Origin of the sequence: Streptomyces nojiriensis, from assembly GCF_017639205.1 — a bacterium.
Taxonomy (GTDB): domain Bacteria; phylum Actinomycetota; class Actinomycetes; order Streptomycetales; family Streptomycetaceae; genus Streptomyces; species Streptomyces nojiriensis.
On record NZ_CP071139.1, the window covers coordinates 8,198,192 to 8,214,701 of the forward strand.

General features: G+C 74.2%; 12 protein-coding genes. 8 read left to right on the forward strand and 4 right to left on the reverse strand.

The features are described 5' to 3' along the window. Window positions 1–132: 132 nt before the first annotated feature. From JYK04_RS37065 to JYK04_RS37090, 7 genes are all read left to right on the forward strand, one after another. Window positions 133–2,448 carry a bifunctional serine/threonine-protein kinase/ABC transporter substrate-binding protein gene (locus JYK04_RS37065; RefSeq protein ID WP_189745282.1) on the forward strand — a complete coding sequence of 772 codons (2,316 nt, stop codon included), beginning with the start codon at window positions 133–135 and terminating at the stop codon, window positions 2,446–2,448. A 374-nt stretch (window positions 2,449–2,822) separates the two neighbouring features. Beyond that, the gene (locus JYK04_RS37070; RefSeq protein ID WP_189745280.1) at window positions 2,823–3,881 is read left to right on the forward strand and encodes a 3-oxoacyl-ACP synthase III family protein; all 1,059 of its coding nucleotides are present in this window, start codon (window positions 2,823–2,825) and stop codon (window positions 3,879–3,881) included. Window positions 3,882–3,884: 3 nt separating this feature from the next. Further along, a complete protein-coding gene (locus JYK04_RS37075; protein WP_189745278.1) occupies window positions 3,885–4,739 on the forward strand; it encodes a beta-ketoacyl-[acyl-carrier-protein] synthase family protein in 855 nt (284 codons plus the stop codon). A 5-nt stretch (window positions 4,740–4,744) separates the two neighbouring features. Continuing rightward, entirely contained in the window at window positions 4,745–6,805 is a 2,061-nt protein-coding gene (locus tag JYK04_RS41650) for a fatty acid CoA ligase family protein (RefSeq protein ID WP_229876739.1), read from the forward strand. Beyond that, window positions 6,790–7,947 carry an NAD-dependent epimerase/dehydratase family protein gene (locus JYK04_RS37080; RefSeq protein ID WP_229876738.1) on the forward strand — a complete coding sequence of 386 codons (1,158 nt, stop codon included), beginning with the start codon at window positions 6,790–6,792 and terminating at the stop codon, window positions 7,945–7,947. The genes JYK04_RS41650 and JYK04_RS37080 overlap by 16 nt, the downstream gene beginning before the upstream one ends. Further along, complete coding sequence (locus JYK04_RS37085) at window positions 7,944–11,165, forward strand: non-ribosomal peptide synthetase (RefSeq protein ID WP_189745274.1); 3,222 nt, start codon at window positions 7,944–7,946, stop codon at window positions 11,163–11,165. Before JYK04_RS37080 ends, JYK04_RS37085 begins: the two co-directional genes overlap by 4 nt. Further along, entirely contained in the window at window positions 11,162–11,878 is a 717-nt protein-coding gene (locus JYK04_RS37090; protein WP_189745272.1) for a formyltransferase family protein, read from the forward strand. Before JYK04_RS37085 ends, JYK04_RS37090 begins: the two co-directional genes overlap by 4 nt. Here the strand turns inward: JYK04_RS37090 and JYK04_RS37095 are convergent. Together JYK04_RS37095 and JYK04_RS37100 are read right to left on the reverse strand one after the other, a co-directional pair. Then, window positions 11,847–12,248: a hypothetical protein gene (locus JYK04_RS37095; protein ID WP_189745270.1), complete on the reverse strand. Its 402-nt coding sequence runs from the start codon at window positions 12,246–12,248 to the stop codon at window positions 11,847–11,849. The two genes, JYK04_RS37090 and JYK04_RS37095, sit on opposite strands and share 32 nt — an antisense overlap. Window positions 12,249–12,343: 95 nt before the next feature. Continuing rightward, the gene (locus JYK04_RS37100; protein ID WP_189745268.1) at window positions 12,344–13,123 is read right to left on the reverse strand and encodes an NAD(P)H-dependent oxidoreductase; all 780 of its coding nucleotides are present in this window, start codon (window positions 13,121–13,123) and stop codon (window positions 12,344–12,346) included. 138 nt (window positions 13,124–13,261) lie between these two features. On the opposite strand from JYK04_RS37100, the gene JYK04_RS37105 reads away from it, so the two are divergent. Beyond that, window positions 13,262–14,188 (forward strand): helix-turn-helix transcriptional regulator, encoded by a 927-nt coding sequence (locus tag JYK04_RS37105; protein WP_229876737.1) that lies wholly within the window; start codon window positions 13,262–13,264, stop codon window positions 14,186–14,188. 38 nt (window positions 14,189–14,226) lie between these two features. Here JYK04_RS37105 and JYK04_RS37110 read toward each other — a convergent pair whose 3' ends face one another. Next, the gene (locus JYK04_RS37110; RefSeq protein WP_189745266.1) at window positions 14,227–14,979 is read right to left on the reverse strand and encodes a ferritin-like domain-containing protein; all 753 of its coding nucleotides are present in this window, start codon (window positions 14,977–14,979) and stop codon (window positions 14,227–14,229) included. 81 nt (window positions 14,980–15,060) lie between these two features. Beyond that, complete coding sequence (locus JYK04_RS37115; RefSeq protein ID WP_189745264.1) at window positions 15,061–16,497, reverse strand: amidase; 1,437 nt, start codon at window positions 16,495–16,497, stop codon at window positions 15,061–15,063. Between the last annotated feature and the right edge of the window lie 13 nt (window positions 16,498–16,510).

Consider the following 16,510-nt stretch of genomic DNA (forward strand, 5'->3'; position numbering starts at 1 on the left):
ACCGCACCGGCCGTCGCGGGCGACCGCTGTCGCCGGCACCGCCCGCGGGGCACATCGCGCCCTCGGGTCCGTGGGCGTGATCAAGCCATCTTCTTGTCACCTCATCGGCCCGGCAGGACCTACAGTGTGCGCGTGACCGAGCAGAATCCCGAACTCATCGCCGGCCGGTACCAACTGGTCGAACGCATTGGCCAAGGCGGCATGGGCCGGGTCTGGCGGGGCTTCGACCAGCAGCTCTTCGGACGCGAGGTCGCCGTCAAGGAGATCCTCTTCCCGCCGGGCCTGGAGGACGGGGACCGCGCCGCACTGCTCGCGCGGTTCACCGGGGAGGCCCGCGCAGCAGTCACTCTCAGCCATCCCGGGATCATCACCATCCATGACGTCGTGGAACACCGCGGCGCCCCCGTCATCGTGATGGAGCTGATCCGAGGGCAGTCCCTGGCCGACGAGATCCGCAGCCGGGGCCGGCTTCCGGTGCGGCGCGTGGCCGAGATCGGCGCCGCCCTGCTCGGTGCGCTGGCCGAGGCGCACGGGGCGCGGATCGTCCACCGCGACATCAAGCCGGACAACGTGCTCCTGGCCAAGGACCGCGTCGTCCTCACCGACTTCGGCATCGCCCATCTCGCGGACGCCACGACCAAGCTGAGCCGCAGCGGGATCGTCATCGGCACGCCGCAGTACATGCCGCCGGAGCAGCTGGAGGGCAAGCGCGCGACCCCCGCCAACGACCTGTGGGCGCTGGGCGCGACCCTCTACCACGCCGTCGAGGGGCACCCGCCGTTCGATGCGGAGGGGCTCCACGCCCTCGCCGTGGCCGTGTTCACCCGCCCGCACCGGCAGCCGGTCCACGCCGGCCCGCTGGCGCCCGTGCTGGACGCGCTCCTCACCAAGGACCCGGAGCGGCGCGTGGGTGCCGCGGAAGCGGCCGAGATGCTGGCGTCGGTGCTGCGGTCCTCCGCGCTCCCGGCCGACACGACTGCCGGGCACGGGCCGGGTCAGGAACCCTCGACGACCCCGTCATCGCGGACCGCCACGGCCTTGGACTCCGGTTCCGCCGCAGGTACTCGACCGCGCCCCGTGCCGGACCGGCCGACCGGCCCGCCCGGGCCCGTACCCCCGCCCGTACCCCCGGCCGGGGACCCGCTCACGTCCGGGGCGGAGCACCGCGAGGGGACGTCCGCCCGGCGCCGGGGCCTCACCCGGCGCTCCGCGATCCTGGGCGCGGCGCTGGCCACGCTCACCACGGGCTCCGTCCTGACCTGGACCCTCACCCACGGCGATGGCGCACCCGGCGGCGGAGCGTCGGCCGGCAGCGGGTCGGGGGCCTCCTCCGTCACCGTGGTGATCGGGGTGGACGCACCGCTCAGCGGCGGACTGTCCTCGATGGGCGTCGGCATAGGGAACTCCGCCGACCTGGCGGTCAGGACGGCCAACGAGACCCGGCACGTCCCCGGTGTGAAGTTCGAGACCAAGGTCCTGGACGACGGGTCCGACCCCGCCAAGGGGGAGGCCAACGCCGCCCTGTTCGTGTCCGACGAGAAGGTACTGGGGGTCGTCGGACCCCTCAACTCCGGTGTCGCCCGGACCATGGTGGCACCGCTCGCACGGGCGGGCCTGGCCAACGTGTCGCCGGGCAACACCGACCCCGTGCTGACACTGGGCCCCGACTGGGCCGGGGGCACCGCGTCCCGGCCGTACTCCACCTACTTCCGCACCATCGCCACGGACGTCGACCAGGGGCCGTTCGCCGCCCGGTACCTGCACGGCGCGGCGAAGAAGACCAAGCTCTACGTGGTCGACGACGCGAGTGCCCACGGCACCGGCCTCGCCTCCGGTTTCACGGCCGAGTTCACGAGGCTCGGCGGGACCGTCGTCGGTACGGAGCAGGTCGATCCCGCCGAACGCGCCTTCGCGGGCCTCGCCGAGAGGGTGCGGTCCTCCGGCGCCGACGCCGTCTACTTCGCCGGCTACTACGACACGGCGGCGCCGCTCTCCCGGCAGCTCAAGGAGGCGGGGGTGAACGTCCCCCTCATGGGCGGCGACGGCATCTTCGACCAGCAGTACCTCACGGCGAACCCGAAGGCCGACGGCGACCTCGCGACCAACATCGGCGTATCCGCCGAGGAGTCGGCGGCAGGGCAGGACTTCCTCGCCCGGTACCGGAAAGCGGGGTACCCGGAGGCGGCCGGCTGGTACGGCCCCTACGCGTACGACGCGACCTGGACGGTGATCGAGGCGGTGAAGGCCGTCGTGGCGGCCAACGGCGGCACCCTCCCCGGTGACGCCCGCGCCAGACTGCCGCAGGCGGTGGCGCGGCTGTCCTTCGACGGGGTCACGGGCCGTGTCGCCTTCGACGGGAACGGCGACACGGCAAGCCGCCTGCTGACGGTGTACAAGGCGGAAGACGGCGGATGGGCGGCCGTGACGAGCGGATCCGCCCGCCGATGACGCCTGCCGGGGCGAAGGCCTGACCGCGCCCGGCCCCACGGGACGGGCGGCCCCGGCGTCGTCCGGCGGTCCGCCACGGTCACGCCGGGCAAGGTGGACCGAGTGGTTCCGGACAGGTTTTCGAGGGCGTGGGCGCCGCCGAGAGGGGCGGAGGCTCTGATTCTGCTCGGTGTTGCGACGACGACGAGCGACGACGAGTGGCCGATATTCGACCATATCTTCCTGATTTGCGAAGCCCTGATACATCGTCGACATCTCCGTACGCTACGGTAACTTGACTGTCCGTTATTCCCCGGACGTCCTTTGAATCCCTCTGTCAACCACCGCCCTGGCACTCCCATGCCCTGAGCGGACCGCTACGGAGAGCGACACACATGAGCACCACCGCACACAGCCGAATAGAAGCCTTAGGCATCCGCCTTCCGGCAGGAGTCCAGACCACTCCTCAACTCGCCGCCCTGGTCCCGGGGCTCGGGGACGTGGACATCGAGAAGATCACCGGAATCACCGAGCGCCGCGTGTACGACCCCGAACCGACGGCCGGCGAGGACTCGTTCGGGATGGCCCTGGCCGCCGCCCGGGACGCGCTGGAGGCCTCCCGCTACCGCGCCGAGGACCTCGACATCGTCATCTCCGCCTCGATCACCCGCTTCAAGGACGGCAGCCGCTTCACCTTCGAACCGTCCTTCGCCGCGATGCTGGCCGGGGAGCTGGGCGCCCGCTCCGCCATCCACTTCGACGTCTCCAACGCCTGCGCCGGAATGATGACCGGCGTGTGGCTGCTCGACCGGATGATCCGCTCCGGCGCCGTGCGGCGCGGCCTGGTCGTCAGCGGCGAGCAGGCGACGCGCGTCGCGCAGACCGCCGCACGCGAGATGGCCGACTCCTACGATCCGCAGTTCGCCTCGCTGTCCGTCGGCGACTCGGCGGCCGCGGTCGTCCTGGACGTCTCCGCCGACGAGGCCGACCGCATCCACTACATCGAGCTGATGACCTGCTCCGAGTACTCCCACCTGTGCATGGGCATGCCCAGCGACCGCACCCCGGGCATCTCCCTCTACACGGACAACAAGAAGATGCACAACCGCGACCGGCTCAAGCTCTGGCCGCGCTTCCACGGGGACTTCCTGGCCAAGAGAGGGCGGGAGTTCGCCGGTGAGGGGTTCGACTACGTCATCCAGCACCAGGTCGGCACCCGCTTCATCGACTACGTCAACCAGACGGCCGAGGCCGAGTTCGGCGCCCCCATGCCCACCTCCCTCTCCGTGGTGGAGCGCTACGGAAACACCGCCACCACCTCGCACTTCCTGACGCTGTGCGAGCACCTCAGGGCGGGCGGCGCCCGCCCCGGAGCCAAGTACCTGCTGGTGCCGGCCGCCTCCGGCGTGGTCACCGGCGCCCTGTCCGCGACGATCACGAACGTGGGGGTCTGAGCCATGGGCATGATCATCACCGCGGCGGCGACCGCCCTGCCCGACACGTCCGCCCCGGCCTCCGGCGTGGACCTCGCGGGCCGGGCCGCACGAGACGCCCTGACCCGGGCAGGAGTGCCGGCTTCCTCGATCGGCACGCTCATCAACGTGGGCGTCTACCGGGAGCACAACACCTTCGAACCGGCCATGGCGGCCCTGGTCCAGAAGGAGGTCGGCATCAACCTCGACTACATCGCCGACCCCGAACCGGCCGCGGGCTTCTCCTTCGACCTGATGAACGGAGCCTGCGGCCTGCTGAACGCCGTCCAGGTGGGCCAGTCACTGGTGGAGACGGGAACCACCGAACGGCTGCTGATCACGGCTGCCGACGTCCACCCCGGCGGCGACGCGGACGGCGACGCGGACTACCCGTACGCGGACCTGGCCGGAGCCTTCCTGCTGGAGCGCAGCGCCGATCCCGGCGCCGGGTTCGGTCCGGTCCGCCACTACACCGCCGACCGGCCCACCGACGTCGAGGGCTACCTCGACACCGCCGCCATGGGCCGGCACGGGCGGACCACGATCACCGTCCGGCGCCAGCCGGACCACGCGGAACGGCTCGGCGAGTTCGCGGCGCGGGCCGCCGCCGACTACGCGCGGGAGATCGGCATCGACCTCGACCGGACCCTGGTGATCGGCCCGTCCGAGACCGCCGACGGCGCAGCGGGCCGGGGCGAGCCGCACACCGCGGCGCCGGTCCTCGGCTACCTGCGGGCGATGGACGGCGCACGCCGCGACGACCACGACCAGTTCCTCTTCGTGTCCGTCGGCGCCGGACCCAGCGCGGCCTGCGCCCTCTACCGGCCCGAGGGGTGGTGAGCCCCGTGCCGCAGACGAGGTTCACCGGTGACCCGGCCGTGGAGCGACCGGCCGCCGACCCGGCCGGTGTGGCCGGGTGGCTCGAACACAACGCCCGCGCCTTCCCCTCCAAGCCGGCCGTCATCCACCCCGACGGCCGCGGCTCCGGCGGCTACGCCACCCTCACCTACGGCGAGTTGCAGGACACGGTCGAGGAACTGGCCCGCGGATTCCGGCGGGCCGGGATCACCCGGGGCACCAGGACGGTGCTGATGGCCCCGCCCGGGCCGGAGCTGTTCGCCCTCTGCTTCGCGCTGTTCCGGGTCGGGGCCGTGCCCGTCGTCGTGGATCCCGGCATGGGCGTACGGCGCATGCTGCACTGCTACCGGGCCGTGGGCGCCGAGGCGTTCATCGGGCCGCCCCTCGCCCAGCTCGTGCGCGTCCTGGGCCGTCGTACCTTCGCCGGGGTGCGCGTGCCCGTCACCCTGGGGCGGCGCCGGCTCGGCCGCGGCCACACGCTGGCCGCACTCCGCGCCACCCCCGCGACCGGCCGGTACGCGGACGCGGACACGAACGGGGACACGGTCGCGCCGGCCGGCGGGGACGACCTGCTGATGATCGGTTTCACCACCGGAAGCACGGGCCCCGCCAAGGGGGTCGAGTACACCCACCGCATGGCGCTGTCCATGGCCCGCCAGATAGAAGCCGTCCACGGCCGCACCCGCGACGACGTCTCCCTGGTCACCCTGCCCTTCTACGGGGTGCTCGACCTGGTCTACGGATCCACCCTGGTCCTCGCGCCCCTGGCCCCCGCCAAGGTCGCCCAGGCGGACCCGGTGCTGCTCGTGGACGCGCTGGAACGATTCCGCGTCACCACGATGTTCGCCTCGCCCGCCCTGCTGCGGAACCTGGCCGGACACCTCACCGGCGCCGCCCGCGGCCGCCACCCGCTGCCCGACCTGCGCTGCGTGGTCTCCGGCGGGGCCCCGGTGCCCGACGCGGTCGTGGCCGCGCTGCGCTCCGTCCTCGACGAGAAGGCACGGATCCATGTGACCTACGGGGCCACGGAGGTCCTGCCGATCACCTCGATCGAGGCGGCCGAGATCCTCGGCGACGACGAGGCCGACACCGGTCACGAACCCGGCGGCACCGCGGTGCGTTCCGCCGCGGGCGAAGGGACCTGCGTCGGCCGGCCCGTCCCCGGCACCCGGGTGGCCATCGCCCCCGTCACCGACGGCCCGCTCGACCGCTTCGACCCCGCGACCGGCCTGCCGGCCGGGCGCGTCGGCGAGATCCTGGTCCAGGGCGACTCCGTCAGCCGGCGCTACCACCGCGCACCGCATTCCGACGCCGCACACAAGGCGACCGAGGAACGCCCCGGCGGCGAAGCGCCCCGCATCTGGCACCGGACCGGCGACCTGGGCCACCTCGACGCCGAGGGACGGCTCTGGTTCTGCGGGCGCGCCGCCCAGCGGGTCCGCACCGGCTACCGGGACCTGCACACCGTGCGCTGCGAGGGAGTCTTCAACGCCCATCCGCTGGTCCGGCGCACCGCCCTGGTCGGCATCGGGCCGGCCGGCGCGCAACGGCCCGTCGTCTGCGTGGAGACCGAGACCGGGGCGGACGGGGCGGAGCTCGGCGAAGGCGCGTGGACGGAGCTGGTCGCCGAACTGCGCACGATGGCCGAGGAACACGCCCCGACCGCCGGCCTCCAGGAGTTCCTGCGCCACCCCGGATTCCCCGTGGACATCCGGCACAACGCCAAGATCGGCCGCGAGGAGCTGGCCCGCTGGGCCGAGCGCCGGCAGGCCGGGCCCGTATCGTCCCCGGGCCGGCGGGCGGCCCGGATCGTGCCGCTCGCCGGATGGGCGTACCTCGTCGGCGGGGCGGTGTGGGCCGCGGCCGGGGAGGTCCCCGACGTCCCGGTGCTGCGCTGGCTGTGGTGGACCGACGCCTTCCTCAGCATCGGCGTCCACGCCGCGCAGATCCCGCTCGCGCTGCCGCGCGGCCGGGCGGCCGGACACGGCACCGCCGCCGTGGTCGGGCGCACCATGCTCTACGGCGCGACCTGGTGGCGGGCGCTGTGAAGATCCTGGTCACCGGAGCGACCGGATTCCTGGGCGGGCACCTGGTCGACGGGGCCCTGCACCAGGGCCACGAGGTACGCGCCCTGGTCCGCCCCGGCAGCGATGCCGTACGGCTGCGCTCCCTGCCCGGCGTCGAGGTCGTCACCGGCGACCTCACCGACGGCGCCTCGCTCGGGCGGGCGGCAGCGGGCTGCGACGCGGTCCTGCACAGTGCGGCCCGGGTCGTCGACCACGGCAGCCGCGCCCAGTTCGAGGCCGCCAACGTCACCGGCACGGAGCGGCTGCTGGCGGCGGCGCGGTCGGCGGGGGCGCGGCGGTTCGTGTTCGTCTCCAGCCCGAGCGCGCTGATGCGGGTACGGGAGGGCGACCGGCTCGGCATCGACGAGAGCACCCCGTACCCGCAGCGGTGGTTCAACCTCTACTGCGAGACGAAGGCGATCGCCGAACAGTACGTACGAGCGGCCGACGGCCCGGAGTTCACCACCTGCGCCGTACGCCCGCGCGGTATCTGGGGGCCGCGCGACCACGCCGGATTCCTGCCGCGCATGGTCGACGCCATGCGTGCGGGCCGGCTGCCCGACCTGTCGGGCGGCAAACGGGTCCTGGTCTCGCTCTGCCACGTCGACAACGCGGTGGACGCCTGCCTGCGGGCCGCGCTCGCCCCCGCCGGGCGGGTCGGCGGCAAGGCCTACTTCGTCGGGGACCGCGAGGAGACCGACCTGTGGCCGTTCCTGGCCCGGGTCGGCGCCCTCTTCGACTGCCCGCCGCCCGCCCCGCGCATCCCGCTCGTCCTCGGCCGCGCCGTCGCCGCGGCGGTCGAGACGGGCTGGCACCTGCGCCACCGGTCCGCGCCCGGCGCCGGAGGCGGCGGCGGGGGCGGCGGTACGGACGCCGGTCCTCCGCTGAGCCGCTACATGATGGCGCTGCTGACCCGCTCGGCGACGTACGACACCACCGCCGCCCGTGACGACCTCGGCTACGCGGCTCCGCGCACCCAGGCCGACGGGCTGCGAGCACTGCGGGAGTGGGTGGCCGAGGTGGGCGGCGTCGCCGCCTGGACCGGGGGCCCGGCCGCCGCCGGCACCGCCGCACCGGCCCGCCCCGCACCCGACCACACCGAACAAGGGAACCCGAAGTCATGACATCCCAGCAGGTCGATGCCGACGCCGGTGCCGGCACCGGCGTCCGCTACCGGCGTCCGGTGTCGCCCACCGAACGCCTCTACCTCTCCGCCGGGGACGCCCGCGGAGCCATGGCCCTGCGCATCGTCGTCGAGGGCGAGGGGATACCCGACGCCCAGGACCTCCGGGCGGCCCTGGCACGGGCCGCCGAGTCCTGCCCCGGGTCACGACTCGTGCGCACCGGTGCGACGTGGAGCGCCGGGGGGCCGCCGCCGCAGGTGAGGTACGACGTACCGCGCACCGGCGCGTACGCCGACTCGGCTCCGGGGACGTTCGCACTGCCCGCCGGGCCGTCGCGGCGGACGGAGCCGCCGGGCTGCGAGGTAGTGGTCGTGCCCGGCGCGGACGGCAACGCGACCAGCACCGTCGTCTTCAGCGTCTCCCACGCCGTGATGGACGGTCACGGCGCCCTGACCTGGGTACGGGAGGTCTTCCGAGCCCTGCGCGGCGAACCCGCCCGGCCCGCGCTCGACCCGGACACCGACGCCGGGCTGCTGCGCCGGCTCGGCAGCACCGGACCGCGGCCCGCGCCGGGGCCTCCCCGGCGCTCCCCGCTCGGCCCGGCCGACGGCCGCGGCCGCCCGCTCCGGACGCTGTGGCTGCGCCGCACCCTGCCCGGCCGCCACCCCGCGCTCACCGCCCGCCTCGCCCAGGCCCTGGCCGACGCCGCAGGGCTCGACACCCGGGTCATGGTCCCCGTCGACCTGCGCCGCCACCGGCCCGGGATCGCGGCCACGGGCAACCTGAGCCTGCCGCTCTTCCTGGACCTGCGCCCGGGGGCGGAGTGGACGGCCGCGCACACCCACCTGCTGACGGCCCTGGCCGGGAACCGCGAACTCGCCGCCGGATTCGAAACGGCCCTCGCGCCGCTCCCGCGCCCGGTGACCGCCGCCCTGCTGCGCACCGCCCAGGCCGTGGCGTCCCGTACCGACCGCCACCTCGCCTCCGCCGTCGTCTCCCACCTCGGCCGTCTGGACCTGGCGGACTTCTCCGGCGGCGGTTTCACGGCGTCCACGGCCTACGCGCTGCCGGTGCACGCCCCACTGGTCCCGCTCTCGCTGGTCGCCGCCGAGAGCGGCACGGCGACCGAGATCACGCTCGGCGTCCGGGGCGGGGGCCCGGATCTCGCGGCCCGCGCCGCGCGGTTGCTGGACACGGTCCTGGCCGGCCTCGAACCGACTGCGGGGCACGGCCCCGCCGAAGCGGATGCCGCGGCCCCGGACCCCGGACCCCGGGCGGCGGTCCCGGCTCCGGCGGTCCCGGCTCCGGCGGTCCCGGCTCCGGCGGTCCCTGCTCCGGCTGTCCCCGCTCCGGCGGTGGCCGAGCTCACCGTCGTGGACGCCTTCCGCGCCCAGGCCGCCCGCACCCCCGACGCGCCCGCGCTCGACGGACCCGAGGGCGTGGTCACGTACGCCGAACTCGACCGGCGCTCCGACACCGTCGCGGCCGGGCTCCGCAGCCGTGGCGTAGGACGCGAGGACCTGGTGGGACTGGTCGTCGACCGCACGCCCGCCGGAGTGTGCGCCCTGTGGGGCATCCTCAAGGCGGGCGCCGCCTACGTGCCGCTCGACCCCGGTCATCCCGGTGCGCGGATCGGAGAGATCCTCCAGGGATCCGCCACCGGTCTCTGCCTGACCCGACGACACCTGGTGGAGGAACTCGCCCCCTTCGTGCCGGGAACCCTGCTCGCGGTCGAGGACCTCCTCGACCGCGCCCCCGGCCCGGACGCGGACGCGGAGGGCACCCGTGAGGCCGACATCCGGCCCGCGGACCTCGCGTACGTCATCCACACCTCCGGTTCCACCGGCCGCCCCAAGGGCGTGCAGATCGAGCACGGCAGCCTCATGGGATTCGTCCGCTGGATGACCGGCGTCTGCCAGGTGACCGGTCGCACGCGCTTCGGCTTCGCCTCCTCCTACGCCTTCGACATCTCGTGCTTCCCCCTCTTCCTGCCGCTGCTGGCCGGCGGTACGGCCGTCCTCGCCCCCGGCACGCCCTCGCCCGCCGCCCTGCGCGGGCTGGTCGCCGGGCACGGCGCCGACACCCTCGCGCTCACCCCCTCCCACCTCGCCCTGCTCGGCACGGCGGGCGACGGCCCCGCGGGCGACGGCCCGGCGCACCGCCTGCGCACCCTGCTGCTGGGCGGCGAGCCCCTCACCCCCACCGCCGTGCGGTCCGCGCACGCCGCCTTCGGGGCCGATTGCCGTGTGATCAACGCGTACGGGCCCACCGAGGCGGCCGTCGCCGTACTCGCCCACACCGTGGACGGCGGCGAGAGCGGCGCCACCGTCCCGATCGGCCTCCCCGGCCCCTACGCCCGGGTCGACCTCGTCGCCGAGGACGGCGAGACCATCGGCAGCGGACCGGGCGACACCGGCCGCACCGGCGAGATCGTCGTACGCGGGGTCCAGGTGGCCCGCGGCTACCTCGGCCCGTCCGACGGCCGGCCCTCACCCTTCAGCACCGGCCCCGACGGCGCCCGCGCCTATCGCACCGGTGACCTCGGACGCCGACTGGCCGACGGCGCCGTCGAGTTCGCCGGACGCATCGACGAGCAGGTGAAGATCGCCGGGCACCGCGTCGATCCCGCCGAGGTCGTCGCCGCCCTCGAAGCCCACCCGGCCGTGCACCGCGCCGTCGTCGTGCCCCGCCGCCGCCCGCACTCCACGGCGGCCGTGCTCTGCGCGTACGTACTGCCGGCCGTCGAGGACCCCGCGGTCCGCGCGGAGCTGGCCCGCGCCCTGCGGACCGAACTCACCCGGACACTCCCGGCGTACCTCGTCCCCGCCCATGTCATGGTGATCGACACCCTGCCCAGCACGGTCAGCGGCAAGGCCGATCTCGACGCCTTCCCCGACCCCTTCGCCCACTCCGCACCCACGCCGCCGGGCGGACCCGCCCCCGCACCCGTCCCCGTCACCTTGGAGGCACGGGTCAGGCACCACTGGGCGGAGGTCCTCGGAGTCGACGGCGCGCTGCTGTCGGCGGACTCCGAGTTCCACGCCCTCGGCGGCGATTCCCTGGCCCTCGTCGAGATGCTCACCGCCGTCTCCTCGGACCTGCTGACCCCGGGGCAGGCCACGCGGTTCACGGGCCGTCTCGACTGCCTCGTGCGCAACCTGACGCTGGAGCAGGTCTGCGAGCACCTGGCCGCCGCCCGCGAGGAGGTGCCCGCATGATCTTCGTCGGAGAAGGAGCCCTGCTCCGCCGCGCCGTCACCCACGCGGCCACCCGCGGCCACCCGGTCGACCTGGTCTGCTCCGCCGACCCGCTGGACGCGGCGGCCGCCGACGCGCCCCACCTCGCGGCGGCGGACGTCAACGCCCACGCCGACTCGCTGGCCCGGGCCTGCACCGACGGCATCGTCTGGTCCCTCAACAACCGGCAGATCTTCCGGGAGCCCCTGCTCCGGGCCGACGGCCTGCGCATCCTCAACATCCACAACGGACTGCTGCCGCGCCATCGCGGACTGCCCTCCGTAGCCGTCCTGTTCGCCCTGCTGCACGGCGACACGGAGTACGGCGCCACCGCCCACGAGGTCGACGCCGGCATCGACACCGGCCCGGTCCTGGCCGAACACCGCTTCCCCATCGGGCCCGAGGACCGCTACCACCAGGTCATGCTGCGCGGCATCCGTGCCTGCCAGACCCTGTTCGAGCAGATCCTCCCGGCGGTCGCCGCCGGGACCGCCCATCCCGTACGCGGTGCGGCGGCGGAACCGTCCGCGTACTACGGCCTGCGCGCCCTGGACCGGCTCGACACCTATCGGGACCACCCCGCCTACCCGCGCGCGACGGACCTCGGTCCCTTCGCCGCCCACGCGCCCGAGCTCACCCGGGCGCTGAACCGCCCGCCGTCGCTCAGACCTCCTGGGCGGTGTTCAGCCGGGTGATCTCGGCGGCGTAGGCGGCGGTGCGGACCGCCGAAGTCCCGGACACGTACAGGCCGGTGCCGACCGTGGCCAGGGGGAGGGAGAGGAGCAGCGCGGCGAGCATCGGGCCAAGGTCGCGCTCGGCGTCACAGCGTTCGCCTTCGTCCCTCTGGTACGTGACCTTGAAGTCGGTGTCCTGGTGGAAGGCGCGGGAGTCGCACTCGATGGGCTCGGTGTTCTCGCCGCGGTCGATGCTGAAGGGGAGGACGAGCAGGTAGGCCACCCAGAGCCAGATGAGGGCGGCCGCGGCCGTCAGCCCCCGGCCCCATCCCTGCTCGCGCAGGCCGCGCACACGGAATTCCCTGTCGTACACCTGTGCCTGTGAATTCATAGGGGCGAAACTAGCGCAGACCGTCCGAACACCCGCCCCGAAGGCCCCCGCCCGGTCCGCGGCCTGCTGCCGGGCCCGGAGGCCGAGGGGCGGGCTCAGTCGCGTACGTGCAGGCCGAAGCCTGTGCGGCCGGCGGGCTCCAGGCCCTTCCTGAGGTGCAGGGAGGGGATCTCGTAGTCGCCGAAGTTCTGCCGCCGGAACGCGATCGGCTCGGTCGACTCCAGGGTGAGCAGGCGCTGCTGCCAGGCCTTGGCGGCGTCCGCGTAGTCCTCGGCGGTCATCCGGTCGGTGCCGTGCAGCACGAACGGGGGCAGCACCTCGATGCCCGGGTAGTAGAGGATGCCGTGCTGGAACGGGAACAGCAGGTCCTCGACGGGGCCGTTGATCCCGCGAGCCGAGTAGTGCGACTCCGGGCCGCCGATGGTCACCGACAGCAGGGCCCTCCTGCCCGCGAGGGTGCCTTCGCCGAAGCGCTCACCGTACTTGGTGTCGCTGTGCTCGCCGACGCCGTAGGCGAAGCGGTAGGTGAACACCCGGTCCACCCAACCCTTGAGGATCGCGGGCATCGTGTACCACCACAGCGGGAACTGGAAGACGATCGTGTCGGCCCACAGCAGCTTCTCCTGCTCGGCGAGCACGTCCGGGGTGAGTGTCCCGGCGTCGAAGGCCCGGCCCGAATCCAGGGCGACCCTCAGCGGACTCGACGCGTGGGAACCGTAGTCCGCGGCGTCCACGACCGCCTTCCAGTTCATCGCGTACAGATCGCTCACCCGTACCTCGTGCCCGGCGGCCTCCAAGGTGGACACCGCGAGGTCCTTCAGCGAGCCGTTGAGCGACTTCGGCTCCGGGTGGGCATGGACGATCAGTGTCTTCACGGGAACTCCTTCGGATCGGATGCCTCGATCCTGGCCGCGGCGACGCCCGGCGTTCAGGGGCGCGTCTTCCGTCGGACCGGACTTCCTGGTATCGGCAGGGCCACCCTCACGGGCGGCACCGAAGCCATACTGGGAGCCATGGACGATCTTGCGGGTTTCCTGCGGACCCGGCGCTCCCGGGTCGACCCGGCGGCCGCCGGCATCCCCGTCGACAGCCGCCGCCGGGTGGCAGGGCTGCGCCGCGAGGAGGTCGCGCACTTGTCCGGCGTCAGCGTCGACTACTACGTGCGCCTGGAGCAGGGCCGTGCCACCCAGCCCTCCGAGCAGGTGCTCGACGCGCTCGCCGGCGTCCTCGGCCTCGACGAGACCGAACGCGGGCACCTCTGCCGGCTCGCCCGGCAGAGCCGCCGCCGGGCGAAGGCGCCGGGCAAGGGGGTCCCCCCGGCCGGGGGCCGGGGGAGGGTCCGGCCGGAGGTGCTGCGCGTCCTCGACCTGGTCGCCGGTGCGCCCGCGCTGATCATGGACCACTGCCTGGACGTGCTCGCCGGGAACCGCCTCGCCGGGCTCCTCTACGGCCGGCCGGTGCCGGGCCTGAACACCGCCCGGCACATCTTCCTGGAGGAGGCTGAGCGCGGCCTCTACGCGGACTGGGAGACATGCACCCTCGACGTGGTCGGGCACCTCCGTCTGGCGGCCGGTCAACACCCCGAGGACCCCCGCCTGGCCTCGCTCATCGGCGAGCTGGCGATGGGCAGCGAGCGCTTCCGCCGGCTCTGGGCCCGCGCGGACGTGCGCGCCCGCACCCATGGACCCAAGGCGTACCGGCACCCGCTGGTGGGACGGCTGGAACTGCACCAGGAGAACTTCGCGCTGCCGGGTGAATCGGGCATGGAGCTGCTGGTGTTGTCCGCCGCTCCGGGCAGCCCCGCCGAGGACGGCCTGCGCCTGCTCGCGGGCCTGGGTGCGGACGGCAGCGGCGCCGAGCGGGTGTCACCGCGCCCGGCGGTCCCCCTGTCCACCCCGTCCACCCCGTCCATCCCGGCCCCCACCCGTACCCCGATGTGATGTCCGGCCCGGACGGGGCGGGCCGTCGGCGGACCGGGTCACACGCCTGCGCCGGCCCCGGCCCCCGCCCCCGTCGGCGCCGGAACCGGGCCGCCCGACATCGCGCGGGCCATCCACGCGGAGGAACGCAGGGTCTGCGCCACGAAGGCGCCGCGGCCCACCCCGAGGGTCCGCAGGGCCGGACCGTGGTCCACCGCGACCAGCCCGGCGGCCCCGGCCAGCAGTCCGCGCCACCCGGCCGTCACCGCCCGGCGGGCGGGTCGGGGCAGCCCGGCGAGCCCCTCCCGCAGGCGCAGGCAGTGGAAGGGGACGTGCCGCTCCTCGTCCGCCAGGATCCGGCCCGCGACCTCGGCGGTCAGCGGGTCGTCGGCGCCGTCGCGCAGCGCCTGGTAGTACCCGAGGGCCACGACCTCGGCGATCATCAGCACCAGCAGCTCCACCCGCAGTCCGAGGAGCCGCCGGATCCGGACGAAGGCCGCGTCGCTCCAGTGCCCGTCGAGGGTCTCGGCCCCGCCGGCCGCCAGCAGCAGCTTCAGCATCCGCGCGTGGTTCTGCTCCTCGGCGATGAAGAGCCGGACCGCATCGGAGTAGACCGGGTCCCCCGCGAGGTCGGCCTTGCCGGAGAGCGCGGAGCCGTCGCCGTCCTCGCCGACCTGGAACTTCTGGATGCTGCGGACGATTTCGGCCGGCAATCGCGCGCCCTTCTCCCAGTCGGGGTCGCCCAGGGCCGCCCGCCGCTCCCGCTCGGCCACGAACTCGCCCACCCATGCCCCGTACTCACTTTTGATCATGTTCAACAATCTAGCGATTGTTGATCGTGTTCAAAAGTGCTGGGATGTCATGGCCGCGTAACAGAACGGAGTTGTCCGGCTTCAGTGCGGGCCGGACCGGCCGCCCGCGCGCGGGTCGACCGGCGTGAGGACGCCGAGCCGGTCCTCGATCGCCTGGGCCGCGCCCAGGCACAGGTCCTCCCGGAAGGCCCGCCCGACGATCTGGACCCCGCAGGGCAGCCCGTCGGCCGTGCCGGTCGGCACGGCCACGCCGGGTACGCCCACGAAGCTGGTCACGGTGCACAGCCGCATCCCCGACCCGACCCGGTCCCTGCCCGCCCTGTCACGCGACTCCAGCCCCGGCTCGACCGGCGGCTCGGTGAAGACCGGACCGAGCAGCAGCGGGTACTCGTCGAGGAATTCGGCCCATGAGCGGCGGATGCCCAGCCAACTGCCCATCAGCTTCATGAAGACGTCCGCGCTCGCGGGCGGGGTCCGCTCCATCGCCATCCCGATGTACCGGTCCCCGCCCGTGCCGAGCAGCTTGCGCACCGCCGGCCAGCTCGGGGCGAACTCGGTCACGGTGATCCGGCCGTAGGCGTCGAGGGCCTCGTCCAACCGCGGAACGTCCGGCACCTCGCGCACGTCGTATCCGGCGTCGCGCAGCGCGTCGGCCGCCCTCGCGACGGCTCCGCGGACCGTCGGGTGGACGCCGTGACCGCCCGGGTCCGCCACGACCGCGACCTTCACGCGTCCGGGGAGCGGTTCGCCGTAGGCGGGTACGGGTACGGCGCGCGGGTCCCGCGGGTCGGTTCCGGCCAGCACCTCGTACGCGAGCCTCAGGTCGCCCACGCTCCGGGCCAACGGGCCGTCGGTGACCAGCATCTGGGACGCCGGGCCGGGGTCGTCCGGGCCGAGAACGCGGTGGTCGGCCGGGAATCGGCCCGTGGACGGCTTCAGCCCGGCCACACCGCAGAACTGGGCCGGGATGCGCACCGACCCGCCGGAGTCGTTGCCGAGTCCGAGCGCCGCCATGCCCGTGGCGACGGCCACCGCGTCGCCCCCGCTGGAGCCGCCCGGCGTCCGGCTGCTGTCCCACGGGTTGACCGTGTCGCCGAACAGCTCGCTGCGCGTGTGCATCCCGGCCAGGATCAGGGTGGGGATGTTGCTGTGCCCGATGGGAATGGCCCCGGCCGCCCGCAGCCGGGCCACCGGCGGCGCGTCGGCGGCCGCCACCAGATCACGGAAGCGCTCCGTGCCGAACGTGGTCGGCACGCCTTCGACGGCGGTGCTCTCCTTCACCGTGAACGGCACGCCCGCGAGCGGCCCCAGCACTTCACCGGCGGCCCGTCGGCGGTCGAGCTGTGCCGCGGCCGCGCGAGCGCGCTCCGCGAGGAGCTGCGTGACCGCGTTCACCCGCGGGTTGGCCTCGGCGATGCGATCGAGGTGACTGTCGATCAGTTCGACCGCCGAAACCTCCGCGGTGCGCACGGCCTCCGCCTGCGCGGCGGCCGCCATCTTCCACAGGGCGTCCTGCATGGCCCCACCTTCC